The sequence below is a fragment of the Terriglobia bacterium genome (assembly GCA_020072785.1).
Taxonomy (GTDB): Bacteria; Acidobacteriota; Terriglobia; order Acidiferrales; family UBA7541; genus Acidiferrum.
The window spans coordinates 180,195-205,686 of sequence record JAIQGG010000003.1; the positions used below are offsets into that span (position 1 = coordinate 180,195).

A 25,492-nucleotide genomic window follows, 5' to 3' on the forward strand; every position below is an offset into this window, starting at 1 on the left:
CATCGAGCACGGGGAGCTCAATTCGGCGCTCGGCTCCTTCTCCAGCTTTCCGCGCAGCTCCTAACGCCCGCAAAAACAGAGGTGAGCCCAATGGTTGTTTGGTGCTTCTGTCAACTCCTGGCGCGGCAGAGGCGAGCCGCAATTTTTTTGCTGGCGCTGGCCGTGGCTCTGCTGGCGATTGGCGCGGCGCCGGCCTTCGCCAGTGCGAACACCGCGGAGGCCAGCCTTCCCGTCGTCTCGCCCAACGATAACCGCTTGCCGGGAGGCGTCCTCAAGGACGGCGCGCTGACGATCAAGCTGGAACTGCGCGAGACGCGCTGGTATCCGGACAAGGACGGCGGACCGAGCGTGGTCGTGATGACCTTCGGCGAGGAAGGGCGCGCGCCGCAGATTCCCGGGCCGATGATCCGCGTGCCGGAGGGCACGGAGATTCACGCCAGCGTGCGCAACCTGCTGGCCGTCAACGCCACGGTGCACGGCCTGCACGCCCGCCCCGGCGAGGCCAACGATTCCTTCGAGATTGCGCCCGGGCAGGTGCGCGAGGCGCGCTTCCAGGCAGGTGCGCCGGGAACGTATTTCTACTCGGCGAGGACGACGAAGGAAGAAGACCCCACGCCGGCGGAGACACCGCTTTCGGGCGCCTTCATCGTGGACCGGCGGGACAGGCGCCGAACGACCGGGTGTTCGTCATCGGCCTGTGGTACGAGGAGCCTGACAAAGAATCGCTCACCGTGAACGGCAAATCGTATCCCTACACCGAACGGCTCACCTACACGGTTGGAGAGGAAACGCACTGGCGCTGGATCAATCCTTCTGTGTCGGACCACGCCATGCACTTGCACGGCTTCTACTTCACCGTAAACAGCGCGGGCACCGCGGAACGCGACACCATCTACAGCCCGGAGCAGCGCCGGCGGGTGGTGACCGAGCACATGGATTCCGGCGGCACGATGACCGCAACATGGGTGCCGCAGCAAATCGGCAATTGGGTCTTTCACTGCCATATGACAGCGCACATGGGCGTAACGGCCCGGCTGGGACACGAGGAACACGCGAAACACGAAGAAGCGGCCTATGACGATCCAGCGGACCCTGCGGATACTGCTGGTTTCGGCGGGCTGGTCGTAAAAATAACGATCTTACCCAAGGGAGGCAAGGAGCCGGCGGCAATTGCCGCTGCAGCAAATGCGCGCAAGATTCGTCTCCTCGTAAAGGAACGCCCGGCAACAGAGCAGTCTCTCGCCGGATACGCATTTCAGATTCAGGAAGGGAACGCGGAACCCGCGGGCAGGCTGACCGTGCCGGGGCCGCCGCTGGTGCTCACGCGCGGCCAGCCGGTGGAGATCACGGTCGTCAACCAGCTCCGCAAGCCCACGTCCATCCACTGGCATGGAATCGAGCTGGAAAGCTATTACGACGGTCTGGCGGGATTCGGCGGAATCGGAACGCAGATTTCCCCGCCCGTGCCGCCGGGCGGAACGTTCACGGCGCGGATGGCCCCGCCTCGCGCCGGCACTTTCATCTATCACACCCACTGGCACGATTTTGATCAACTGACCGGCGGACTCTACGGGCCGTTGATTGTGGTCGAGCCGGGGGGAAAATTCGATCCCGAAACGGACAAGATTTTCGTCATGTCCCGCGCAAGTCTGACCGAAGAAGGCCGGGCCTTGCTCGTGAACGGAAAAGAGCAGCCGCGACCGGTGACGCTGCACAAGGGCCGCAAATACCGCTTCCGGCTGATCAACATCACTCCCAATGATGCGGATGGTGTGTTCACGCTGAAGAGCGGCGAAACGATTCTGCAGTGGCGTCTGGTCGCCAAGGACGGGCAGGATGTCCCGGCGGCGCAAGCGGTCCTGAAAGAGGCCAAGCAGCTTATTACCGTGGGCGAAACCTACGATTTCGAGTTTCAGCCGGAAACGGCGGGCGATTTTCGTCTCGAAGCGTCTGCTCCGTTTGGCAAACGCTGGGTCATCGCCCCAATCCTTGTGAGCGAGGAATAGCGGCGAAAACCATGATGCGCCGCGCGGGAATTGGCCTGCGCGGTGCTCGATCCGATGATTGGTTCGGGCATAAGAAAAACGCGCTCGTCTTTTGTTTTGCGCCCCCGTAACGCAACTTCACAAATCAGCCGCGCGCTGCGAGGAGCTCACCCACGGCGCGGTGGGCCTGGTCGATGGCGGCGTCGGTGTACGCTTCCGCGCCGGCATCGGAATTGGCGATGGCGATGCTTCCAAAGCGCTGCCGGCCGATGACCCACGGCTTCTCTTCTTCCTTCCAGTCCGGATCAAAGAGCGAGCTCTGCTCGTAGGCGTAGCCGTGCGCCCAGCGGTTTACGGTGATGCCCTGGATGTCGCGCGCCGGATCGAAGCCTGCCGAACCGAGCATGCGCCCCAGTTGGTCGCGAATCTTGCGTTCGAACATCGCGAATGGCGTCTGCATCAGCTCGTAGCGCCCCGCGCGGTATTGGTTGCGCATGGGCAGCCCTGGCGCGCAGGGCGTACGGAGCATGAAGAGCACCATGGGCTCTTCGGGCTGGCTCGGAAAATGGTATTCGCCGAGGCTGACGGGAAAATCGAGAGCGGTGTAGGTATGGTAGCCGCCTGGCGCGACGATGTGCCGCACGCCCAGCTTGTGAAACGACGCCCAGTTGGCCAGCGCCACGTGCGTGTACACCAGCGGCGCCTTCACGAGATAGGCCAGCGCCTCCTTCTGCTTCTCCGGCAGCTCCGGGCACAAATACGGGATCATGCCGTTGTAACATGCCAGGACACAGTGTTTGGCTTGCACGCTGTACAGCTTCTTGTTGCGCACGTAAACGATCTCCACGGTCTTCCCTGCAACGCTTCCGGCATCCGCGTGGCGGGCCTCCACCACTGTGCTGTTCAGCCGCATGCGCACGGAAGAAGCGGCATTGTCGAGGCGGCTGTAATCGGCGCGTGAGGTAACCACATCGTCCATGGTGTGCCCCGGCACGGCCGCGGGAAGGAGAGCGCGCACCAGCAGCCGCGCGATCGCGGCGTTGCCATCCGGAAAATGGAAAATATACGGCTCTTCTTCGTGCTTCTCCTGCCCCGCGATGCCCAGGCCATCGAACCCGGCGTAGGAGAACGATCCGTAATCGTCCCCGGCTTCATAGCAGTCCAGCGCGGAAACGGCGTCAATGCCCACGCAGAAGAGATCGTGCGGGAAGGTCTGAAAAAACTTCAGCGCTTCCGGATGGACCTTGCAATACTGCGTGAGATAGTCCGCGTAGCTGATCCGGGCGAGCTTCGCGCGCTTCTCTTCCCGCGACAGCCCCAGCAGATAGTCCACCTTTTCCATATAGGCACGGGCGATATCGCGCCGCGCCACATCGGAGAGCGGCGCCTTGGCCAGAAATTCGCGCCACGGCGTGCTGTTCATGCCTGTCACCAGGCGGTCCGCTCCGAACGTTTCCCGGTCGAAAAACGCGGCCGTGCCCAGTTTCGCGTAGAGCTTCTGGTCGTAAGCCTTGTAGAAGCGCCGGGTTTCGACGCCCAGCTCGGCCAGCAGGGCCTTGGCCACTTTGCTGTATTTCCCGGGACTCTCGAGGGACTGCGTCCCGCCGTAGCTCAGCAGCGTCCGGCCGCCAGCGCGAAATTCGTTGCGCTTGGCGTGGCCCCCAAAGTCGTCGTGATTATCCAGAATGAGAACGCGCGCATCCGTGCCGGCGTTCTGGCGATAGAAGTACGCCGCGGCCAACCCGCTGATGCCCCCGCCGACCACTGCCAGGTCGTAGGCTTTGCCCGTCGCCGCGGGCGCGCCCCAGGCGTTCCACCGTTCGCCGTCGCGCAGGCGGTGTGCGTAGGTGAACGTGCCGTCGTGGTTGCCACGCATCCCGGTCAGCGCCGGGGGGTAGTAACCCGGCGCCGTCTCCGGCGCGGCTTCGTCCAAGGTCATGGCCCCGAGCAACGCCTCGCCGGCCAGCGAACCGCCCAGCAGCGACGCGCCGGCGCCAACGGCGACACCGTTCAGGAAATCGCGCCGCGTGATCGCGCGGTCCATCCCCAGCTCCCGATCCTTCGATTCCTTGCTCATGGCAACCCCCCTGACTGACACAACCGCCACGAATTATAGCTTTCGGCAGGGTGGATGGAAAAAGTACAGCGCACTCCGCTCGCGAAACGGTAGGATCAGGCGGTCCTTCTCCGGCGCTTCCATTCCTTATGCAGCGCATCGGCGAAAAGCACGGCAGGGATGGCCAGCAGAGCGGTGAGGTAGCCGGCCGTGTTTGGCGGGGCCTGCCCGAGCACCTTCGCGAGCGGCGCGATATAGAGGAAGCCGCCAAGCATGGCCAGTTCGCAGAGCACGGCGAGAGCGAGATAGCGGTTGGAAAGCCAGCCGAGTTTGCCGGGCCAGAGGCTGGCGCTGCGGCAGGCGAAAGCGTTGGCCATCTGCCCCACGACGACGGCGGTGAACGCCGCGCCGGAAGCCGCCAAAAGAGCGGGGCCGGTGGGAAAATGCGCGCCCGGCCGCCATCCGGCGAAAAGCATCGCCGCGAGAAACGCCAGCATCTCCACAAACGATTCCACCGGGCCCAGCACGCAGAACGCCCGGATGAGCAGCGGCGTATCCACGAGGTGGCGGCCCTGCGGCGGGCGGCTGAGCGCGCGCGGGCTGGAGGGCTCCGCGCCCAGCGCCACGGCTGGAAGAATATCCGTGCCGATGTCCAGGCACAGCACCTGCAGAACCCCCATCGCCAGCGGAAAGCGGCCCCCCGAGAGCGCCCAGATGACGAAGGGGGTCAGCTCCGCAACGTTGTCCGTGAGGTGATAGGTGAGGAAGCGCCGGGCGTTGGAGAAAGTGGTCCGCCCCTGCTCGATAGCGGCGACGATGGTCGCGAAGTTGTCGTCCAGGAGCACGAGGTCGGCGGCTTCGCGAGCCACGTCGGTGCCGCAGAGGCCCATGGCCACGCCGATATTGGCTTCCTGCAGCGCGGGCGCGTCGTTGACGCCGTCGCCGGTCATGGCCACGACGTGCCCGCGGCGGCGCAGCGCGCGGGCGATGCGCAGCTTTTCCTCCGGCGAGACGCGGCTGACGACGATGCCATCGCGGTCCAACACTGCGCCGAGAATCTCTTCATCACGCGGCAGGTCTTTGCCCTCGACGACAATGCCCTCGCCATTCAGCAAGCCAACTTCGCGGGCTATGGCCCGCGCGGTCTCCGGATGGTCGCCGGTCACCATGGCCACGCGGATTCCCGCGCGGCGGCACGCGGCGATGGATGCCGCCACCTCCTGCCGCGGCGGGTCTTCGATGCCCACCAGGCCCAGCATCGTCAAATCCGTTTCGATGGCTTCCGGCTTGTCGGAAATTTTCAAGCCGCGCACGTCGCGCGCCGCAATCGCCAGAACCCGCAGACCGTGCGCGGCCATACGCGCCACCTGCTCCTCCGCATCGCCGGTTTCCCGGCAGCAAGCGAAAACCGCTTCCGGAGCGCCTTTCACATACACGCGCGGTCCCGCGACGATGGACATGCGCCGCCGCCGTGGATCGAAGGCATAGCGCCGCGTGGCCGGTGCAGCCGCCTCCTCGTGCGGCACATCCGCCTGTAAACGCCGTGCGAAGACGTCGAGCGCCGCGTCCAGCGGATTGCCCTGGGCCATCCAGCGTCCGTCGCGGAAGACCGCCCGGCCGTTCGAACACCGCACCGCCGCCAGCGCCATCTCCCGCAGCACGGGCAGAAGCTCCGCGCCGGCGCGCACCGTGCCCTCCGGCTCGTAGCCTTGCCCTTCGATGACCGCACGGCCGTTGGGCGTCCACGCTTCCACGACAGCCATTTCGTTGCGCGTGAGCGTGCCCGTTTTGTCCGTGCAGATAAACGTGGTCGAGCCCAGCGTTTCGACGGATTCCAGCCGGCGCACCAGCGCGCCGCGCGCGGCCATGCGCTGCGCGCCCATGGCCAGCGAGAGCGTCACCGTGGGCAGCAGCCCTTCGGGAACGAGCGCCACGGTCACGCCCAGGGCGAACAAAAAGCCATCGCTGAGCCGGATGCCGACGAGCAGCGCGATGAGCAAAAACACGGAGCCCACCGCAACCGCCACGAGCGCGATGATGCGCACCACGCGCTCCAGTTCCAGCGCCAGCGGGCTGGGCGGGCGGCGGCCCGCCGCGGTCATCTGCGCGATCTCTGCGAGGCGCGTAGCCTTCCCGGTGGCGGTGACGGTGCCGCGGGCTTCGCCTTCCACCGCGAAGGTGCCGGCAAACAGCATCCCCCCAATCTGCGGAGTCGCCGGGACGCTTTCTCCGGTGAGCGTGGAAGTGTCCACGGAAAGGCCGTGCACTTCCTCCAGGCGCAGATCCGCGCAGATGCGGTCGCCCGCACTAAGAAGAACGACATCTCCGGGGACCAGCTCCGCGGCGTCTATCTCTTCGCGTCTTCCTTCGCGCAGCACCGTGGCCCGCCGCGGCAGCAGGTCGCGCAGCCGCTCGCCGGCCTTCTCCGCACGGTACTCCTGGAAAAACGCGAAGAGGCCATTGAGCACGATGACCACGAAGATGGCCAAGCCGAGCTGCGGCATGCCCGCCAGAATGGCCAGGCCTCCGGCGATCCACAGCATGACCGCGAAAAAATGGACGAGTTGCGCGAGGAGATGGCGCCACACCGGCAACGGCCGCGGGCGCGGCAGAAGATTGAATCCGTAGCGGATGCGGCGCAGCACAACTTCTTGCGCCGTCAAACCCGCGGATTCCGCTGGGCGCGCTTGGACGCCGATGCTCTCGCTAGTTTGCTCCGCAGACACCGCTCCAGCCTCTTGCCCGATCGCCCTGGCTAGCGCTGCGATGGATCATACTCCGAAGATCAGATGGAATGCCACGCGCGGCCCGCAGACCCTTCCGACCCACAAAGCCCTTATAACGCATTGCGCAAGCAAGAGTTAGCCACAGCTCGTTCATTCCGGTTGTGGCACCCACGGCACCCTGTGTACTAAGAAGTTCCCCCCGCCCCCCGGGGAGTGGGTGCTAGGACGCAGAAAGAGCTGCATTCTGAGGCAAATCGCGCAAGAGCCCTGATTTACGGTTCTAAAACAACTCTAAGTCCTTTGTTTACAGCATATAAGCCTGACCGCCAGACTCCCTACGTGGTATAGCGCGTGCTTCTTCATATCACTGCATGAAGTCGGTACCCGCGCTATAGGAAAGGCTTTAGCATGGCCAACGAACCTCGCGGAAAAGTGACCATCGACATTCAGGAATGCAAGGGATGTGGTTTGTGCGTGGATGCCTGTCCCCCGAAGTGCCTGGAGCTGGCCCCCGAGTTGACCACCTATGGCGTGCATCCCGGGCGCTACCTCGGTAGCGGTTGTACCGGCTGCGGGATCTGCTTCTACGCCTGCCCGGAGCCCGGCGCCATCACTGTCTATCGCATGATGCCGCCCCCGAAATCGGCGACCACCCTGTCTCAGGAGGCCAACCGTGCGGCAACTCTCTAAAGGCAATGTCGCGGTGGTGAAGGGCGCGCTGCTCGCCGGCTGCCGCGCGTACTACGGATACCCCATCACTCCCGCCAGCGAAATTGCCGAAGCGGCCGCGGAGTTTTTCCCGCAGGTCGGCGGCACCTTCCTGCAGGCGGAAAGCGAAGTCGCGGCCATCAATATGGTTTACGGCGCGGCGGCGGCGGGCATGCGCGTGATGACGGCCTCCTCCGGCCCTGGCATCAGCTTGATGCAGGAGGGCATCTCCTACCTTGCCGGCGCCGAGCTGCCCTGCGTGATCGTGGACGTCGGGCGCGGCGGGCCGGGTCTGGGCAACATCGCCCCGGAGCAAGGCGACTACTTCGCGCTGGTGAAAGGCGGCGGCCACGGCAACTACCGCAATCTGGTGCTCGCGCCGGCCTCCGTGCAGGAGATGGCCGACTTGACGATGCTGGCCTTCGACCTTGCCGATCGCTACCGCAACCCCGCGGTGGTGCTGACCGACGGCTACATCGGCCAGATGATGGAGCCGCTCGAGCTGCGCGCGCACAGCGTGCCGCAGCCGGAAAAACCCTGGGCTGTTTGCGGCACGCCCGAGACGCGCAAGAATCTGATCACCTCCATCTATATGGAGCCGGACGTCCTCGAAGCGCACGTGCGCAAGCTGGAAGCAAAATACCGGCAAGCCGCGGAGGCCGAAGCACGCTACGAGCTGTACTGCGCCGAAGAGCCCGAGGTGCTGCTGGTGGGCTACGGCATCGTCTCGCGGGTGCTGCGCTCCGCCGTGGACCTGGCCCGCGCACAAGGAATCCGCGCCGGGCTCTTCCGCCCGATCACCCTGTGGCCCTTCCCGTCGCAGGCCCTGGCGCGCGCCGCGCGCCGCTGCCAGTCCGTCTTCGTCGTGGAGATGAGCACGGGACAGATGGTCGAGGACGTGCGCCTGGCTCTGGACGGGCGGGTCGACGTGGAGTTTTTCGGGCGCGTCGGCGGCAACGTGCCGCTCGCCGAAGAGGTCTGCCAGGAACTGCTGGTACGCATGGGCATGACCGTGGACTGGGGAGTGTAACGGGAGAGAGCGCTCCTTGCGGGGCAGAGGCCCGCAAAGAACACCGCGCAAATGAGGAGAAGCCGTGGCCGACTATCAGGTTATCGAAGCAAAATCTTCCGTTTTCTTCGATCGCTATGAACGCAAACCCGAGCTGCAGCAGCAGACCCACTACTGCCCCGGCTGCGGGCACGGCGTGGTGCACAAGCTGATCGCTGAGGCTATCGAGGACCTGGGCCTGCAGGACCGCACCATCTTCGTCAGCCCGGTGGGCTGCTCGGTCTTTGCCTACTACTACTTCAACGTGGGCAACGTGCAGGCCGCCCACGGCCGCGCCCCGGCGGTGGCCACGGCGCTGAAGCGCTCCCATCCCGAAAGCATCGTCATCGGCTACCAGGGCGACGGCGATCTCGCGGCCATCGGCATGTCCGAGATTGTGCACGCCGCCAATCGCGGCGAGAAGTTCACCATCTTCTTCATCAACAACGCCATCTACGGCATGACCGGCGGACAGATGGCGCCTACTACGCTCGTCGGGCAGATGAGCACCACCACCCCGTGGGGCCGCCGCCCCTCTAACGAAGGTTTTCCGCTGCACATGGCGGAACTTCTGGCCACCCTGGAGGCCCCGGTCTATATCGAGCGCGTGGCGCTGTGCGACAACAAGAACATCATGCGCGCGCGCAAGGCCGTGCGCAAAGCCATCGAGCTGCAACGCGACGCCGCCGGCTTCAGCTTCGTCGAGATCCTCTCGCCCTGCCCCACCATCTGGAAGATGACCCCCACCGAAGCGCGCAATTGGGTCGCGGAAAAGATGCTGCCGGTGTTTCCCCTGGGTGTCCTGCGCGACCGCAAGTTGCCGCCCGGCGGCAACGCCGCTCCGCCGCAGCACAGCGTCGCGGAACTCCTGGAACTTGCCGCACCGGAGGAAGCGCCAGCCACCCTCCAGCCGCTGCGCGCCCCGCGCCCCAGCCTCGCCATAAACGTTGCGGGCTTCGGCGGGCAGGGCATTCTACTGTTGGGGCAGGTGCTGGCGGAGATGGGCCTGCGCGCCGGACAGGAAGTGAGCTGGCTGCCGTCCTACGGCCCGGAGATGCGCAGCGGCAGCGCGCACTGCCACGTCTGCCTGGCGAACGAACGCGTGGGCTCGCCGCTGGTGGAGCATCCGCAGGTGCTGGTCGCCATGAACGAACCGTCGCTGCGCAAATTCGCGGCGCAGGTCGCCGCGGACGGGCTGATCCTGTACAACCGCGATGCCCTGCCCGCCGGTTTTTCCGTGCCGCAGGCCCGCGTCTATTGCGTGCCCGCCTCGGAAATCGCCGACCGCCTGGGCGCGGCCAAAGCGGCGAACATGGTCATGCTCGGGGCGCTGCTGGAGCTGACCCATGCGCTCCCGGCAGAAACCGCGCTGGCCGTCCTGCAAACCAAGGTACGCAACACCGCGCTCCTGGAAATCAACCGCCGCGCCCTCGACGCCGGCGCGGAGCACATCCGCAAGGCCATCCCGCCAGCGGTCCTGACAACAGCTTGACCGTATTTAGAAGAGGCTGGGCGCGGCCCCCGGAACACGCGTCACGCCAGATTTCTACACGAAACGCACGGAAAGAGTTCCGACCGGTTCCAGACGGTAAAGCCATTCTTCGCCGGGTGCCACCGGCATCGGTGGCACGATCGCGCCGGCCAGGATGATCTGCCCGGCGCACAACTTCTCGCCGAAGGCCGCCAGCGTATCGGCCACCTGCCTCACCATAGCGATCCACTCTTCCGTCTTGGACTCCAGACCGGTAACACGCGCCATCTCGACGCCATTCCTCAGCGTGTACCCGGTGAGTCCCTCCAGCACGCACCCGGCACGGGAGCGATCCTGCACACCCACGATGATGTTCCGCTGATAGATATTGCGTGCCAGCAGAACCTCGGCGTCGTCCATCGAACCTTTGATATCCACCAGCTCGATGGCCGGGCCCACACCGGAGATCGCGGCTCGCGCCGTGTTGCGGTCCGCCCCGCCCGGCACATCGCTGCCGATATGCAGCGCAACCTCGGCCTCGGCGACCGCCTTCGTCCAATCCGCGAGAGACAGCGTCGTGCCCGACGCCACTTCCGCGGAATCCATCAGGAAGCCGGTCAGCGGCGCGGTGGTCTGCAGCCGTTCCAGGGATGCCGGCGCGTCGAAGGCCATCTTCCAGCCGCGCGGCCGCTCACCGGCGCGCACGCGTGCGCGCCACGTCTGCAGTTGCGCCGCCAGTCCGCGGGAAATGCGCGGATTCTCCAGGAAGCGGCTCATCGCTTGCCCGATTGCGGCGGCCCGTACCCTTCGGGCGGAATTTCATAGCCCGCCGCTTCGAGCGACCCCGCTCCGCTCCAGCCCCACACAATGACCACATCCTCAGTGCCCGTGTTGTTGAAACCGTGCCAGTGCCCGCGCGGCGTGAAGATCACGTCGCCTTCCCCGGAGGGCTCGTCCTCCCCGTCGGTGTACACATATCCATGCCCCTTGAGAATCACCAGGAACTCATCCACGTTGGGATGGCGGTGCTTGTCGTGCCGCGCGCCCGGCGGAAGCACGGTATAGCCGACCAGAAGCTTGTCCGAGCCGGCGCTCTTCTGGTCGATCAGAAACTGGACCTGCATGTTGATCCAGCCCTCCTCGGCCTTCAGTCCGCCCTCCCGGGGGACGCTGCGCAGATTCGTGCGGTACCGTTTCATTTCGAAATTCCTCCCAGGCGGCGGTAAACCTCATACACAATCACAAAATCATGCTCCTCGAGTCCCAGGCCGCGGCAGGCGTTCAGCATTTCGTTCGCCGCGGCGCCCAGCGGCACCGGCACTCCCTGCTTGCGTCCCAGATCCAGCGCCAGCAGCATGTCCTTCTGCTGCAGACCCACGTCCCCGTACGTGGCCTCGGAAATTCTTCCCTCGAGAATGAGCGGCGCGCGATAGGCGAGCACCGGCGAAGCGATCACGCTCTTCAGCATGGCGTTCACCGCCACCTCGCGCGGCACGCCGCCTTTTTCCGCCAGCGCCACGGCTTCGCAGAACCCGATCACCTGAATCACCAGCGCCATATTCAGCGCCACCTTGATCTGTACGGCCTGCCCCTGCGCGCCGATGTAGGTCACCTTTGGTCCGATAGCCAGCAGCACCGGCTGCACGCGTTCGAAGGCCGCCTTGTCGCCGCCCACCATGAGCGAAGCATTGCCCTCCGCCAGCGTCCGGGTGGTGCCGGAGACCGGCGCGTCCAGCATCGTCAATCCCGCCCGGGCAAATTCCCCCGCCACTTCCCGGCTGGTCTCCGGAGCAATCGTGCTCATGTCCAGATACACGGCGTCCTGGCGCAAACCGGCGATGATCCCGTTTGCTCCCAGCGCCACGAACTTGACCGCCTCGCCATCCGTGACGATCGAGAACACCACTTCCGCTTCGCGCGCCGCTTCCCGCGGCGCCTCCGCCCAGCGCATCCCCTGCTTGCACAACGACTCCGCCTTCCCCTTCGAGCGGTTCCAGCCTGTCACCGCATGCCCGGCCGCGAGCAGGCGCGGCACGATTGCCCGCCCCATGTCCCCGAGCCCCACGAACCCGATCTTCACGGCGTGCCTCCTCACCTCGCCGAAATCACTCCTTCGGCGCAGGGAGAGTCTATCTCACAGCCGCGCGTCGGGAAATTGGATTAGCTTGCGCTCTGTAGACAGAGCGGAAGCGCAAATCGGCAAGAGGTGAGCGGCGGCGCGGCTTATTCTCTGCCGCTCCAGGTGCGAAAGCGGCGGATCAGCGTAAGGTCGCGGCGCGCGTCGCCCGAGTAGGAGAAAGCGCGATCGTCCCAGTAGACATCGGCGACGGGCTTTACCCCCAGCGTGCGGTAGTCGGAGTTGCGATTGATCTCGTGGTGGGGAATGCCATGCTCCTGGAGATAGGTCCCGATCTCCTGCGCGCCGCGGGTGGTGTGGATGACGATCTTCCAGCCTTCGCTATGGAGCTCCTGCAAAGCCTCGCATACGTCCTTGCGGGGAAGGCCGAGGACCCCGCGGCCCTTCCAGCCATCGTATTCGGCGATGACTCCGTCAAAATCGACGGCAATGGTGCGGCGAAAACCCTTGGCATTGGTGGAGGAAGAACGGGCCGCCGGAGAGGGCCGGCGCTGGCGTGGTTTCGCGGTCTTTTTTCGAGTAGCCATCTCGTGCGCAGAAAAAGTTTAGCATCGCCCGGTGCACGGCACAATCGGGCAGCGGCGGACGGATCGCCCGCTAGGAAGAAGTCGAAGGCGCGGTGGACCAGGCGGTGCCGTCCATGTGCGCGGGCACCTGCAGGCCAAAGAGGTCGAGGAGCGTCGGAGCGACATCCATGATGGCGTGGCGCTCTCCGGCGATCTTCCAGTTGGAAAAGAGCACACCGGGAACGAGCTCGGGATCGATGCAGTGATCGCCGCTCCAAGCTTTGGAATTGATCTCGAAGACGGCATGGGTCACCCGCCCCTGCGCGGAATCCCAGGAGGCGCGGTAGCCTTCGCCGAAACCGATGACCACGTCCGGGGCGTTCTCGCGATAGGGCCCCGTGAAGGACTGCATGGCATCGAAGGCGCGGCGGATAGCCACGCGGGAGGTGGCGGGATCGACCAGCCCCTGCAGTTTCGCGCACAATTCCGCGCGCAATCCTGCGGCGTCCGCGCCGGGCTCCACCGTGCCGCTGCTTTCGCGGCCTTTCAGGTTCAGGTAGATGCCGTTCAAGCCCAGGGAGTAGGCGCGCGTACGGCTCCAATCCACGTCCTGAAACCAATCCCCGGATGCGACTCCCTCTTTCAGCGCCAGATAGCCTTGCTGGTGCAGCCAGCTATTCAGGTTCACACCCCACTGAAACGACTTGAAGCCGTGGTCGGAGACGATGAGCAGGAGCGAGTCGCTGGACATTTTCTCCATGGTCCGGCCGACCAGGTCGTCCATCCGCGTATACATCTCTTCGATCACGCTGGGCGGATCGCCGGGCAGCGGAGCGGCGGAAGAGTGGTCGCCGGCGAAGTGCCTCCAGAACATGTGCTGCACCCGGTCGGTGATGTCGAAGACGCAGACGCACACGCCCCGGGCGGTCTTTTCCAGGGCGTCGAAAAACATGCGCTCGCGTTCCTCGTGGATGAGGTAGCACTGCTCGAGAAACGCCTGGCCGCTGAGGTAGCCGTCGTTGAGCGCCCAGGTATCTTCGGCAAGCCCGAGCGTGGCGTACAGGCCGTTGAGCTTGGCGAGATAGATGGAGTAGGGCAGCGGATGGGAAATGGGCAGAGCCGGGCGCATGGGGTGGATGTTGACGGGCGTGGCGTAGAGCTCGAGTTCCGGCTCGACGGACTTCAGATAGAAGCGGCAGATGCCCTTGACGCTGGCCCCGAACCCGGCGCTGAACTCCAGTTCCACCCACTCCGTGTATTGGCCCACGGAAAGCGCGATGCGCTGGCCATCGAGCTGCAGCTCCACCTTGCTCTTGCCGGCCGCGGGCTTGACGCAAAAGGGCGCGCGCAGCTCCCCGGCGGAATCCGCGCGCAGGGCGTCCGGCGGGCCGGGGATGTACGAGTGGAAGAGGGCGCCGCGCTTTTCGAAGGGCACCACTACCCGGTTGCTGGCGGTTTCACGGCTGGCCGTGCGCGTGGTGTGAAACGAAAAGGTGCCCTGGGTTCCCTGAATATCCGGGACGCACATTCCGGAGAGCAGCACCCCCGAAAATTTTTCCGGCGGAAACGTGATGGGCACGCGGATCACGGAGCAGAAGACCCCGGCGTCGGCCAGATAGTGCCAGAAGGGGGTGCTGCGCCGCAGCGGCTTGATCTGCGGCCGCGAGAGCGGAATCACATAGCGGCCGATCTTCAGCACCCGTTTGGGGCCGCGGATGCGCGCGGAGGAGAGTTCCGGGAGGTAGCGGCGGCGGTCGGGCGTCAGGAAATCGTAGATATTGTGCTTGCCGGGGTTCACCCCGGTGAGAAACGACGACCAGGCCACCGGAGAGATGGGCGGAAGCGTCGTGGCCAGCCGCCGAAACGTGCCGTTCGCCCGCAGCTTGGCCAGATTGGGCAGCTTGCCCTCCTGGATGAAGCGCTCGGTCAGCTCGGGGTCCATGCCGTCGAAGCCCAGGATGACCACCCGGCTGGTGCGCGCGCGGCGATAGGCGCGGCGGCGGCGCAGGGACCGGAAAAACTGGCGCAGCGGCCAAGTGAGGAGGGCAAAGACGGCCTGGACGGAGGCCACGAGAATGGTCAGGAAAGAAGAAATGACGGCAAAGCCGGCGCCGGGCCCCACGTAAGCGTGCGCGGGCGGCGTCCAGAGCAAGAGCAGGAGGAGGGCCAGGATGGCGCAGCGCAGAATGCGCTGCGGGCCGCGGGAATTCCACTGCGAGCGTGGCTGCGCGAAGGTCATAGCTCCGTCCTGAGGGCGCCCTTGAGCACCAGAGCGCCGAGGAGTGTCAAAACCAGGTACGGCACCAGCCATTCCATCTTCCAGGTGCGCAAGTGGAAGAGCCGCACCGGGTATTCGATCTGGATCTGCTCGACGAGGCCCGCGCGGGGAAGCGGCGGCTCGCCCGGATTGACGATCTGCTGCCACAGCCCGCCGCGTTCCCGCGCGGAAACGATGCGCGTGAGGCTGTCGCCCACAATCACGCGCTTGGAAAACTCACTGTTCGGGAGCACTAGGCGGATGTCGTACGTGCCCGGCTGCACGGCCTTCACGCGCCAATCCACCTGGCGCTCGGGAGCAATGTGCACCGGCGGCGCCGTCAGCAGCAGTCCGGACGGCAGCCGGAGCACGGCGCCAGCCAGCGCATCCGGGCTCTCGAAGGTAGCGCTCACGAAGAAATCCTGGCCCGGAACGAGCGGGGTGCGCCCGAGATAGGCCTCCAATTGCACGAAAAGAAGGAACAGGGGCAGGGCCAGAAAGAGCATCGGCCGGAAGGTGTGCCGCAGATACAGAAACGTATTGCCGAGCAGCGTGAGATAGGCGCGCAGGACCACGCTGAGCTGATCGGGAAACAAGCGCACCGCAAGAACGTGCGCGCCAATGCGATCTTTCACCCGGCGAATGGCCTTCTGGTCCGACGTCCAGCGGATGACCAGCAGCGCAAGGACCGCGGTCAGGACGGAAAAAAAGCCCAGCACGGCGAACAGCGGCAAGGGCCGCAGCAGGCGGAACAAGAGGTCAACGATATGGTCGAACAAAGATAGGAATGCGGTCATGGGTGTGAACCTGCCGCAGTCCTGCCCCGCGGCCCGCGGCGCAGAAAAAAGCGGACGGGGTTACTCGATGTAGCCAAGGCCCTGCAGGCGCTTCTTGATCTCCTCGGGAGCATCGCCGCCGTCGGAATCAGAACCCATGAGCAGCGTGATTTCCTTCTCCAGAACGTGCTGGATGAACTCCTCGGCGGAGGAATAGCCGGCCAGCTCGGCGCACTTTTTGGCTTTGGCGTAGAGCTCATCGTCAATCTTGACGCGGTTTCCGAACACAGCCTGCCTCCCCACTCGCTGGCGCATTGCCGTGGCGTGCATCCCGGGCCCGCCGCAAACGCCGTGAACAATGCGAATTATAGCGCATCCGCGCGCGGCCGCGCGCGCAAAAAACGCCCCGGCGGACGGCGCCGAGAACGGACACGCGGGAAAAACCCCGCCGTTTCGGGCCTTGGCGCCGGGCAAAAACGTTTGACGTACAATTCCGCGACACTATAGACTCGATCTGTTCAAGGGGCCGACAGAATCATGCAAGCCTACCTGCGGGCATGCGGGACGCACAACAGCAGCGGTGTTTTCTCCCGGGAAATGAAACGGCGGTGGATGCGCAGCCTGGCGCTGCTGGCCGCGCTGCTCGCGGCGCCCCTTCTGGCCCTGCCAGCGCCGCCGGCCAACGATCCGCCGAACGTCCTCCTGATCACTCTGGATACGGTGCGCGCAGATCACCTCGGCTGCTACGGCTACAAACTCATCGAAACCCCCAACCTGGACGCGCTGGCCGCCAGCGGAGTGCGCTTCGCCAATGCCTTTACCCCGGTGCCCGTCACACTGCCGTCGCACAGCGTAATCCTCACCGGGACCTACCCGATGCGCACGGGCATGCACGACTTCAGCGGCAACCGCCTCAACTCTTCGCAGCCCACCCTGGCCACACTGCTGCGCGCCAGGGGCTACGCCACGGGAGCCGTGCTGGGCTCGGCCGTGCTGGACTCGCGCTTCGGACTCAACCGCGGCTTTGACTTTTACTACGACCACTTCGATTTCAGCCGCCTGGACGAGAAAAATCTTGATGCCATGCTGCGCCCCGGCAATGAGGTGGTGGACCACGCGCTGGGCTGGCTCGCAGGGCACCACCGCAAGCCCTTCCTGCTGTGGGTGCATCTCTACGACGCCCATGAGCCCTATAACCCCCCGCCGCCGTTCCGGCAAAAGTACCGCACCCGCCCCTATGACGGAGGAATCGCCTTTGTGGATGCGCAGGTGGGGCGCGTCGTGGCCTACCTGAAAGCCAAGGGCCTCTACGACCGGACGCTGATCGTCCTGGCGGCCGACCACGGCGAAGGCCTGGGCGAGCACGGCGAGAAAACGCACGGCTTCTTCATTTACAACAGCACGCTGCATGTGCCGCTGATCTTCAAGATGCCCGCCGGCGCGGGGCCGCGGAAACCCGTGGTGGACGAGGTGGTCAATCTGGCGGACCTCCTGCCGACCATTCTGGAACTGACCGGGGAGAGCCGCCCGAAAGAGCTGCAGGGCCGGAGCCTGGTCCCGGCCATGGCCGGAAAAGCGGACGGGGGTCCGGCGGAGGACTACGCGGAAACTTATTTGCCGCGGATCCACTTCAATTGGAGCGAACTGCGCGGGGTGCGCTACCGCCAGTACCAGTTCATTGACGCCCCGCGCCCGGAATTGTACGACCTTTCCAGCGATCCGCGGGAGCTGAACAATCTGTACGCGTCGCGCCGGGCAGTGGCTAACGAGATGCGCAAGCGCCTGGAGCAACTCATCGCGCAGTACACCCCGGCCGCGGGGGAGAAGACCGCGGAAACCACGGGGCTCGACCCGGTGCTGATGGAGCGCCTGAAATCGCTGGGCTACGTGGCCGTCGCCGGAGGCGGCGATGAGGTCCTGAGCGACCGGCGATTGCCCGACCCCAAGGACCGCATTCAAGTCTACGAACTGGTGTCGGATGCGCTGACGGATAGCCAGCGGGGCTTCTACTCGGAGTCCATCGCCAAGCTGCGCCAGGCGGAGAAGGCCGAAAAGGATTCCCTGCCGGTTCATTACCTGCTGGCCCTGAATTATTACCGCCAGAAGGACTTTACAACGGCCATCGAGGAGTTCCAGATCGTGCTCAAGCTGAGCCCGAGCTACTCCCTGGCCACCTACTATCTCGGCCTGGCCTACACGCAGACCGGAGAGTGGGAGGAGGCGATCGCCACGCTGCGCCGCACGCTGGAACTGGATGCGACGAACTACTCGGCGGCCTACAACCTCGGCGCGGCCTACGTGAAGCAAGGGAAAGTGGACGAGGCCGAAGGAGCCCTGCGGCAGGCCCTGAAGATCAACCCGGGCTACGCGCAGGCGCAGGAGGCGCTGGGGGAGCTGCTGCTCTACCAGGGAAAACTGGACGAGGCCATCGCCGCTTTGCGCGCGACCCTGCAAATGGAGCCCGGATACACCAAGGCGCGGCAGGCTCTGGTGAAGGCCCTGCAGGCCAGGGGCCTGAACGACGAAGCGGAAGAAGAACGGCGCAAGGGTGCTGACGGAGGCTCGCAGCCCTAGATGCGTCCTTCGCTTCCATCCCGCCGCGCGGCTCTTCTCTTCCTGGGACTGGCCCTGCTCGCCGGCGGCTGCCGGCAAAGTCAGCCGCGGCCCCCGAACATCCTGATCATCACCGTGGACACCCTGCGCGCCGATCGCGTGGGGGCTTACGGCAACACCGGCGGGCTCACCCCCAACGTGGACGCCCTGGCGAAAGAGGGTATCGTCTTCGAGCGCGGCGTCTCCCAGGTGCCCCTCACCTGGCCCTCGCATGCCGCGATCTTTACCGGCACGTATCCCTTCCACAATGGCGTGCAGGATTTCACCGGACAGCCCCTGAGCGAGCGCTTTCGCACCCTGGCGGAATGTTTCCAGGCGCACGGCTACGCCACCGCCGCCGTGGTCAGCTCGTTCGTGCTGGACCGCAGCTGGGGCCTGGCCCGGGGATTTGACAGCTACGACGACTCCTTTGCCGGGCAGGAATTTCTGGAGAAGAACCTCGGGCTGGTGGAGCGTCCCGCCGAAGAGAGCGTGAACCACGCGATCAGCTGGCTGCAGGCGCATCCCCAGAAGCCCTTTTTCCTGTGGCTGCATCTCTACGATCCGCACAGCCCGTATAACCCCCCGGAGCCTTTCCGCACGCAATACGCCAGGCAGCCCTACGACGGAGAGGTCGCCTATGCCGACAGCCAATTGGGGCGCCTCTTTGCCTGGCTCAAGCAGGCCCCCAACAACGTCTACGACAACACCCTGATCGTCTTCCTCAGCGATCACGGGGAGTCCCTGGGAGAACACGGCGAGAAGGAGCATGGCTTCTTCGTCTACGACTCGACGGTGCGCGTGCCGCTGGTGGTGAAGCCCCAGCGCAGCGCAGGGCTGGCCGTACAGCGCGTCGCCGACGCCGTGGAGACGATTCAGGTGGGGCCGACGGTGCTGGAGCTGGCCGGCGTGCAAGACCCCATCCAGAAGCAGTTTCAGGCCGCCAGCCTCGTGCCCCTGCTTTCCGGCAAGCCCCACGGGCCGGAGCGCGCCGCCTACAGCGAGACCTTCTATCCCGCCAACTCCTTTGGCTGGAGCCCCCTGCGCAGCATGCAAACCACCCGCTATCACTACATCGAAGCGCCCCGGCAGGAGCTCTACGAACACGCCAGCGACCCGGCGGAAAAAATCAATGTTGCGGAGCAGAACGCCGGTGTGGCCGCGCGCCTGCGCGAGCAGCTCGGTCAGCTCCTGGCCCGCTACCCCGCGCCGGCGGCAGCCGCGGGCGGCAACGCCGCCGGGGCCAGCCCGGAGGTCCTGGAAAAGCTGCGCTCGCTCGGCTACCTGGCCTACAAGGCCCCCGCGGCGCCTAATGCCAAACTGGCCGACCCCAAGGACAAACTGCCCGTGTTCCAGGACGTGCTGCAGGCCACGGACCTCATCCAGGCGGGCAATTACGCGGCGGCGCGCGCGCTGCTGGCCAGCGTCCAGCAGCGCGAGCCGCGCCTCTATCTCATCCCCTTTTTGCTCGGCGAAGCCGCTTCCCACGACGCGCAATGGAAAGAGGCCGAAAAGCAGTTCGGGCGGGCGGCCGCGCTCAATCCGGGCTTCGACCAGGCCCGCATGGGGCTGGCGCGCGCGCTGGGGCTGCAGGGCAAAACGGGGCCGGCGCGAGAGCTGATCGGCACCCTGCTGGCGGAAAACCCCAAGAACTTCCGGGCGTGGTTTCTGCAGGCGCAAATTGCCGCCCCGAGCGACCCGCGCGCCAGCCGCGAAGCGCTGGAAAAGGTGATTGCCATCCAGCCCAACTTCGCTCCGGCCTACCGCGACCGCGGCATGCTCTCCATGCGCGAGGACACCTACGTGAGCGCCGCCGAGGACCTCTCCCGCGCCGTGGCCATGGGCATGCACGACGCGCTCACCTACAACAACCTGGGCATCTGCTACAGCCGCATGAACCGCCTGGAAGACGCGGCGGAAACATATCGCCGCGCGCTGGCGGCGGAGCCGGGCTACGCCCAGGCCCACCTCAACCTGGGTTTCGCCTACGAGCGCATGCAGCAGCCGGACCTGGCCAAAAAAGAATACGCCGAAGCCTGCCGCCTCGACCGCCGCATCTGCGCCCTCATCGCCAACCGCAAGTAGCGGCCTCCTCGCCAACTCCCGCCCAACGAACTGCTGGTAACTGCCCCCACACAAGCACACATGCCCCCACCGCCCGTCATTTCGAGGCGCTGCGCCGGGAAATCTCTCTTTTTTCTTGGACTCTCGCCAAATACACTTTTTTCCCAAGCGCACTATGGCGTTGAGGAATGCTTCAGCCTGGCCAGGGCGTCGCGCACCTTCGGCGCGGCGGGATCTTTCGAAAACTGCTTGAGAAAGGCTTCGAATTCGGCAGCGGCTTCGCTCTGCCGCCCGGCCTGCAAATAGAGTGCGGCGAGCGCCAGCAGCACCTGCGGCATCTTCGGGTCCAGCTCGCGCGCGGTCTTCAGCTCTTGCTCCGCGGGCTGCAACTCGCCCAGCCGGGCCAGCACCGAGCCGTGGAGGTACCGTCCCAGCGCGGAGGAAGGAGCTCTGCGCAGGCCCTCTTCCAGCGTGTGCCGGGCCTCCTCGTTGCGCCGCGTGAGGTACAGCACGTTGCCCAGATTGAAATACGCCTGCACGCTGTTGGCGTTCAGTTCCAGCACCCGCCGGAACTCCTCTTCCGCCGCCTTGGCGTCGCCCTTCTGCAGGTAGCGGATCCCCAGGTTGTTGTGCGCAGGATAGAAATCCGGAGCCAGGCGCAGCACCGCCTGGTAATGCTCGACCGCCGCCGCCGCATCCCCGCGCTCGTCGGCTTTCTTCCCCGCTTCAAACTCCTTCAGCACACCCGGCGGATATTTCTTGGCGAGATCGGCGACATCCACGAGATCCCCGTTCGCGCCGCCAGAACCCTCAGGCGCGCCGCGCGGCCTCTCCGCGGGTTTGGGACGCAGGACCACGCGCACGAAGTTCGTTGGCATTTGCAGAGGATTCACGTTGACCGGAAGGCGAACCGGCTGATACCCCTCCGTTTCGATGACCACGTAGTAGGTATTGGGAAGCAGGCCGGAGAAGCCAAAGTGCCCTTCAGCGTCGGAGTAACCGGTGTCCACGACCGCTCCGCGGCCCTCGAGTGTGATTCGAATGGGCTGGTCCGGCCACTGCCTATTCTCCAGGTGAATCTGGCCGGCGATATTGCCCTCTTCCTGGGCGTGCAGTACTCCAGCAGAAAGAAGGAACAAAACTGCCAGCAGGAGGCCGGAGGAGGCCCTGTTTGATCGTCGCCCGTCAACCGCCATGAGCTAAAACCTGATGAGCCGAGGCTACCATAAACTCCGCCCTGGTGCGGACACTTTGGAGGAAAGAAAAAGGGCCCGGCGTTGCCGCCGGGCCCTGAGTCCATCTTGTTAACGAATTACCAGAGCAGCTTCAGCGCGAACTGCATCAACCGGGGAGTCATTTCCCCAGCCGACTGGCCGAAGTTGAAAGCGGTAATGCGGTTGGCAAAGTTCGCGCCGGTCGAGCTGCTGGGCAGCTTGAAGTTGGCGCGGTTGAGGGCGTTGAAGACCTCGAAGCGGAACTGCATGTTGAACCGCTCCGTGATCCGGATGTTCTTGAACAGGGACTGGTCGGTGTTGAAAATCCCAGGCCCCGTGAACGTGTTCCGGCCCAGGTTGCCGTCGCACGCCCTGCAGGGCGTGCCAAAGAAAGCTACCCCGCCGCTACTGCATGTTCCGTCCGCACCCTGCACGGCTCCGAGCGAATACCATCCGCAGCTGTAGGGTGACCCGGGCACGTTGAACCACCCGTTGGCCCACTGTTCCCTGCTGACGCTCATGCTGCTCCCGCCAGGTCCTACATTGGGCCGGTCGTTGCGTTCGCCGTCATAGTTGAAATCACATGCGTTGCCGGAGGCGCAATATGGAGTAAAGTGCGCACCCGACTGGAACGCCCAGATGCCCTGGTACTGCCAGCCGCCCAGGAGGTGCCCTGCGAAACCCTTCTGTTCCTTCATGTACGGAATCTCGTACACGTAGTTGAAGCTCAGCCGGTGCCGGACGTCGAACGTGGAGTTGCCCTTATCCAGCATGGGCTTGGTCGGATCCAGGGAGTAGCCATCGCCTGCGGCCGCACCATTGGCCGATGTCGCGCCACTGTGCCAGTCCGAGCCGGTGTCAATCGAGTGGCTCCACGCGTAGTTCAGGTTAAACGCGAACCCGCGGGTCACCTGATGGCGCACCGCGACCTGCAACCCGCTGTACCACGACTTGCTGACGTTCTCCCAGACGCGCAGGCGCCCGTAGTTGGGGTTTAGGAAGCGGCTACCAAGTCCGGTGAGCGTACGGCCGAACTGGTCCACCGCAGTGGTCCCGGCAGGGAGACGGATACCCGGCAGGCGGTTAGCCTGCTCGGCGCGGAAGAGCTTATGCCCCTGCGTGCCGACGTAGTTCACTTCCAGGGTCGTCTTGGGCAGGATTTCCCGCTGAATCCCGAAGTAATAATTCAGCACATAGGGATCCCGGATGCCCTGTGGGAAAACGATGCCCGTCAGGTTCGCGAAGTTGCTGTTCCAGGCGTTGTACCCCTGGATGTTCCCCGCAGCCTGCGATCCTTGCCCGATGCCGGGATTGGCTCCCGCCCCGGTAAACGTCACCGGAGCTCCGCTGGGCGCGCAAGCTGTGGTCACAGGATCGCATGCCGCCACCCCGGCAATTGAGCCGGCGGGACAGAAAGCGGTGACCGTGACTCCATCACACGCCGCGGTCGGCCCGAAAACCACCGCGTTCACATCTCCGCCGAGCGCATTGTTAACCCCGTTGAAGGAATAGAACGGCGGGTTCCAGCGGGAGTTCGAGAGCGGGTTATATAACGTGCCCTCGTACGACACTCCGAAGCCGCCGCGGAAGGCTGTCTTGCCGTTGCCCCACGGATCGTAGGCAAAGCCGGCGCGCGGCCCGAAGTTGTTGTGGTCCGCACCGCCCAGGCTGCTGGCGACCGCGAAGCCGCCCGGCCCGCAGACTCCGGCCAGAACGTTCCTGGCCAACTGCGTCGCCGTATCGCAACCCGCCTGTCCCGCCGGGATGTTGGCGTTGGAGATCCAGTCCGCGCAGTAGCCGTTGGCGGGCGTCAAACAGCCCGGCCCCGGAATGAACGTCGTCACCTTGCCGTCTTTCTCCGTGTGCCGCGTGTAGAGGTCATAGCGGAGACCCACGTTGATGGTCAGTTTGCGGCTCACCTTCCAGTCGTCCTGGATAAAGGCGCCCATTTCCAGGTTGCGCCAGTGCCGGATGTTGCTGGCGAGTTGCGCGGGTTGGTTGGAGACAAAGCCCGGGTCCACGCCGGCGGCCATGCCATACGGCGCTTGCGCCGCAAAGTAGATCTGGTCGAAGAAGTAGTAGGACGGCCGGGCGACGTTGAATTCGCTGTTCTCGATGTTGCGCCGGAAGTCCACGCCGACCTTGATGCTGTGCTTGCCCCTCTGGAAGGACATCATATCCCCGTAGGTATAGATGTTCTCGTGGAAGAACTGCGGGTAGCCGTTGTAGGAGCCGAAGCCGGCCGTGCCGTCGTCGAAACCGATTGCCGGAACGCCCGGAGTCGCGGTTGTAAGGTCGTTGCGGCCCAGGGAATAGCCCGCGCGCGCCTCGTTGATCCAGTTCGGGCTGAAGGTATGCACCCAGCTCAACTGCAGGTTCGGGGAGTGGATGGTTTGCGGGTTCCGGAAGCCGTGAATGCTGCTGCTGGCGTTAACCGGGCCGAAGGAATCGGAGGAATGGACCCACAGGTACTCGCCGAAGACGCGGTCGTTCTTGCGCAGCCAGTCAATGCGCGTGGACCACTCGTTGCCGTTGAAGAGATTGCCCTGGCTCTGCGACCCGAAGAGCACGACGTTGTCGTTGAGGAACGGCGTGTTGCGGTCGATCGCTCCGGCCTGTAGCGGCGGAGGAGTCCCATTATAGCCGTATGTGGAGCAATTGTCGGCATATATAGGATTGTTGTTGATATCAACGCCAGTTTGGTGCTGCCCGGTCAGCCACGTCTGCTCGGCCGCAGTTATCCCGAACATATAGGGGAACGAGCCGGTGGGCAGATTCGTAAATCCCGCCGGGAAGTTGGCCGGGCACATCATAGGACCGAAGTTACCCACGTAGCCTGCCACTGTCGTGCTGTCTGGGCCGCCATAATTCCCCGCACTCGTCGTCGGGAAGTTCTGATAGATCGTCGCGGCCACCGAATTCGGCAGGGCGCTGATAACCGCGGCGCGCCACTCGGGCGTCTCGGAGATTACCGGGATCGGCGCGGCGGCCGTCGTGAAACGATCACCCTGATAAGACGCGGTGAAGAAGAGGTGATCCTTCCAGATCGGTCCGGTGGCGGTAACGCCAAACTGGTTGTAACGCAGCTTCGACGGCTTGCCGTTCACTTCCGGATCCGGCGAGGCGTTGCGGAAGAAATCGTTGGCGTCCAGTTTGTCATTGCGTAGAAATTCGTACGCGCTGCCATGGAGATCGTTGCTGCCGGACTTGGTGACCACGTTGACGCCGGCCCCGGCGCTGTTGCCGTACTGCGCGGACATATTCAGCGTCAGTTCCTGGATCTCCTGGACCATGTCGGCGTTCGGCGTGGTGTTGACGCCGCCGCTCAAGCCCTTGTCCGAGGAGCCATTGATCATGAATCCGTTGAAGTTCGGGCGCAGCCCGTTGACCACCGTGCTGTGGCCGTTCTCGAAGGAAACGCCGGTCGCATCCACGGCGCCAGGCGCCAGGGTGATCAGGTCAAAAACGTTGCGGCCGTTCAGGGGAAGGTTGGAAACCTGGCTCGCTCCGATCGTGGTGGACAACCGCGAGTCTTCGGTCTGCACCATCACCGCGCCGGCCTCGACGGTAACCGTTTCCGTCTGCGCGCCGAGCTCCAGTGTGAAGTCCACGCGCGCGATGAGGCCCGCGCCGAGATACAGCCCGGACTTCGCGGATTTCTTGAAGCCCGCGGCAGACACGGTAATCTTGTACGTACCGACGGGCATTTCCGTAGCGCGGTACAGACCTTCCGCATTCGTCTTTACATCCGTCGTGGCGTTGGTGCCCACGTTGGTAATGGACACATCGGCCGACACCACTGCCGCGCCCTGTGGGTCCATGACCGTGCCCGTGAAGATGCCGTTCTGTACCTGCGCCGAGGCAGGCATGACGGCGATTGCGAATAGCGCGAAGAGCAAGCAGAAACTGGCCAGCACATTGCGGTGGAACGACTTCATCCTAACACCCCCAT

The 25,492-nt window shown here is 64.8% G+C and carries 18 protein-coding genes; 7 read left to right on the forward strand and 11 right to left on the reverse strand.

The genetic code is table 11. The features are described from left to right. Positions 1-90 precede the first annotated feature (90 nt). Together LAN61_10990 and LAN61_10995 are read left to right on the forward strand one after the other, a co-directional pair. A complete protein-coding gene (locus LAN61_10990) occupies positions 91-735 on the forward strand; it encodes a multicopper oxidase domain-containing protein (GenBank protein MBZ5541030.1) in 645 nt (214 codons plus the stop codon). Next, the gene (locus LAN61_10995) at positions 681-2,006 is read left to right on the forward strand and encodes a multicopper oxidase domain-containing protein (GenBank protein ID MBZ5541031.1); all 1,326 of its coding nucleotides are present in this window, start codon (positions 681-683) and stop codon (positions 2,004-2,006) included. The genes LAN61_10990 and LAN61_10995 overlap by 55 nt, the downstream gene beginning before the upstream one ends. A gap of 124 nt (positions 2,007-2,130) precedes the next feature. Here the strand turns inward: LAN61_10995 and LAN61_11000 are convergent, their stop codons facing one another. Further along, complete coding sequence (locus LAN61_11000; GenBank protein ID MBZ5541032.1) at positions 2,131-4,029, reverse strand: NAD(P)/FAD-dependent oxidoreductase; 1,899 nt, start codon at positions 4,027-4,029, stop codon at positions 2,131-2,133. A gap of 128 nt (positions 4,030-4,157) precedes the next feature. Further along, positions 4,158-6,767 (reverse strand): cation-transporting P-type ATPase, encoded by a 2,610-nt coding sequence (locus tag LAN61_11005; GenBank protein MBZ5541033.1) that lies wholly within the window; start codon positions 6,765-6,767, stop codon positions 4,158-4,160. Between the two features lie 408 nt (positions 6,768-7,175). On the opposite strand from LAN61_11005, the gene LAN61_11010 reads away from it, so the two are divergent. From LAN61_11010 to LAN61_11020, 3 genes are all read left to right on the forward strand, one after another. After that, positions 7,176-7,457: a 4Fe-4S dicluster domain-containing protein gene (locus LAN61_11010; GenBank protein ID MBZ5541034.1), complete on the forward strand. Its 282-nt coding sequence runs from the start codon at positions 7,176-7,178 to the stop codon at positions 7,455-7,457. Then, a complete protein-coding gene (gene vorB / locus LAN61_11015; protein ID MBZ5541035.1) occupies positions 7,441-8,505 on the forward strand; it encodes a 3-methyl-2-oxobutanoate dehydrogenase subunit VorB in 1,065 nt (354 codons plus the stop codon). Before LAN61_11010 ends, vorB begins: the two co-directional genes overlap by 17 nt. Before the next feature lie 64 nt (positions 8,506-8,569). Beyond that, positions 8,570-10,015 (forward strand): 2-oxoacid:acceptor oxidoreductase family protein, encoded by a 1,446-nt coding sequence (locus LAN61_11020; protein MBZ5541036.1) that lies wholly within the window; start codon positions 8,570-8,572, stop codon positions 10,013-10,015. Positions 10,016-10,069: 54 nt separating this feature from the next. On the opposite strand, the gene LAN61_11025 is transcribed toward LAN61_11020, so the two are convergent. The 7 genes from LAN61_11025 to LAN61_11055 all read right to left on the reverse strand — a co-directional run bounded on the left by LAN61_11025 (position 10,070) and on the right by LAN61_11055 (position 15,985). Then, a complete protein-coding gene (locus LAN61_11025) occupies positions 10,070-10,771 on the reverse strand; it encodes a hypothetical protein (protein ID MBZ5541037.1) in 702 nt (233 codons plus the stop codon). Beyond that, the gene (locus tag LAN61_11030; GenBank protein MBZ5541038.1) at positions 10,768-11,193 is read right to left on the reverse strand and encodes a cupin domain-containing protein; all 426 of its coding nucleotides are present in this window, start codon (positions 11,191-11,193) and stop codon (positions 10,768-10,770) included. Before LAN61_11030 ends, LAN61_11025 begins: the two co-directional genes overlap by 4 nt. Beyond that, positions 11,190-12,074: an NAD(P)-dependent oxidoreductase gene (locus tag LAN61_11035; GenBank protein MBZ5541039.1), complete on the reverse strand. Its 885-nt coding sequence runs from the start codon at positions 12,072-12,074 to the stop codon at positions 11,190-11,192. Before LAN61_11035 ends, LAN61_11030 begins: the two co-directional genes overlap by 4 nt. Before the next feature lie 143 nt (positions 12,075-12,217). Further along, positions 12,218-12,658 carry a hypothetical protein gene (locus LAN61_11040; protein ID MBZ5541040.1) on the reverse strand — a complete coding sequence of 147 codons (441 nt, stop codon included), beginning with the start codon at positions 12,656-12,658 and terminating at the stop codon, positions 12,218-12,220. A 70-nt stretch (positions 12,659-12,728) separates the two neighbouring features. Then, on the reverse strand, positions 12,729-14,876 hold the full coding sequence (locus tag LAN61_11045; protein ID MBZ5541041.1) for an alkaline phosphatase family protein: 2,148 nt from the start codon (positions 14,874-14,876) through the stop codon (positions 12,729-12,731). Continuing rightward, positions 14,873-15,691, reverse strand: a complete 819-nt coding sequence (locus LAN61_11050; GenBank protein MBZ5541042.1) for a hypothetical protein — start codon at positions 15,689-15,691, stop codon at positions 14,873-14,875. Before LAN61_11050 ends, LAN61_11045 begins: the two co-directional genes overlap by 4 nt. 60 nt (positions 15,692-15,751) lie before the next feature. Then, positions 15,752-15,985, reverse strand: a complete 234-nt coding sequence (locus tag LAN61_11055) for a hypothetical protein (protein MBZ5541043.1) — start codon at positions 15,983-15,985, stop codon at positions 15,752-15,754. A 222-nt stretch (positions 15,986-16,207) separates the two neighbouring features. Between LAN61_11055 and LAN61_11060 the strand changes: the two genes are divergently transcribed. Beyond that, positions 16,208-18,244, forward strand: coding sequence for a sulfatase-like hydrolase/transferase (locus tag LAN61_11060; protein MBZ5541044.1), 2,037 nt, complete (start codon positions 16,208-16,210; stop codon positions 18,242-18,244). Continuing rightward, on the forward strand, positions 18,245-20,347 hold the full coding sequence (locus LAN61_11065; GenBank protein ID MBZ5541045.1) for a sulfatase-like hydrolase/transferase: 2,103 nt from the start codon (positions 18,245-18,247) through the stop codon (positions 20,345-20,347). It begins immediately after the preceding gene. A gap of 152 nt (positions 20,348-20,499) precedes the next feature. On the opposite strand, the gene LAN61_11070 is transcribed toward LAN61_11065, so the two are convergent. Together LAN61_11070 and LAN61_11075 are read right to left on the reverse strand one after the other, a co-directional pair. After that, positions 20,500-21,465 (reverse strand): tetratricopeptide repeat protein, encoded by a 966-nt coding sequence (locus tag LAN61_11070; protein MBZ5541046.1) that lies wholly within the window; start codon positions 21,463-21,465, stop codon positions 20,500-20,502. Positions 21,466-21,638: 173 nt separating this feature from the next. Continuing rightward, positions 21,639-25,478: a TonB-dependent receptor gene (locus LAN61_11075; GenBank protein MBZ5541047.1), complete on the reverse strand. Its 3,840-nt coding sequence runs from the start codon at positions 25,476-25,478 to the stop codon at positions 21,639-21,641. Between the last annotated feature and the right edge of the window lie 14 nt (positions 25,479-25,492).

Coding starts and splice junctions, on each gene's coding strand:
- LAN61_10990 (MBZ5541030.1), top strand. CDS start 91: ATGGTTGTTTGGTGCTTCTGTCAACTCCTGGCGCGGCAGAGGCGAGCC.
- LAN61_11000 (MBZ5541032.1), bottom strand. CDS start 4,029: ATGGACCGCGCGATCACGCGGCGCGATTTCCTGAACGGTGTCGCCGTT.
- LAN61_11010 (MBZ5541034.1), top strand. CDS start 7,176: ATGGCCAACGAACCTCGCGGAAAAGTGACCATCGACATTCAGGAATGC.
- LAN61_11025 (MBZ5541037.1), bottom strand. CDS start 10,771: ATGAGCCGCTTCCTGGAGAATCCGCGCATTTCCCGCGGACTGGCGGCG.
- LAN61_11030 (MBZ5541038.1), bottom strand. CDS start 11,193: ATGAAACGGTACCGCACGAATCTGCGCAGCGTCCCCCGGGAGGGCGGA.
- LAN61_11040 (MBZ5541040.1), bottom strand. CDS start 12,658: ATGGCTACTCGAAAAAAGACCGCGAAACCACGCCAGCGCCGGCCCTCT.
- LAN61_11045 (MBZ5541041.1), bottom strand. CDS start 14,876: ATGACCTTCGCGCAGCCACGCTCGCAGTGGAATTCCCGCGGCCCGCAG.
- LAN61_11050 (MBZ5541042.1), bottom strand. CDS start 15,691: ATGACCGCATTCCTATCTTTGTTCGACCATATCGTTGACCTCTTGTTC.
- LAN61_11055 (MBZ5541043.1), bottom strand. CDS start 15,985: ATGCGCCAGCGAGTGGGGAGGCAGGCTGTGTTCGGAAACCGCGTCAAG.
- LAN61_11060 (MBZ5541044.1), top strand. CDS start 16,208: ATGCAAGCCTACCTGCGGGCATGCGGGACGCACAACAGCAGCGGTGTT.
- LAN61_11065 (MBZ5541045.1), top strand. CDS start 18,245: ATGCGTCCTTCGCTTCCATCCCGCCGCGCGGCTCTTCTCTTCCTGGGA.
- LAN61_11075 (MBZ5541047.1), bottom strand. CDS start 25,478: ATGAAGTCGTTCCACCGCAATGTGCTGGCCAGTTTCTGCTTGCTCTTC.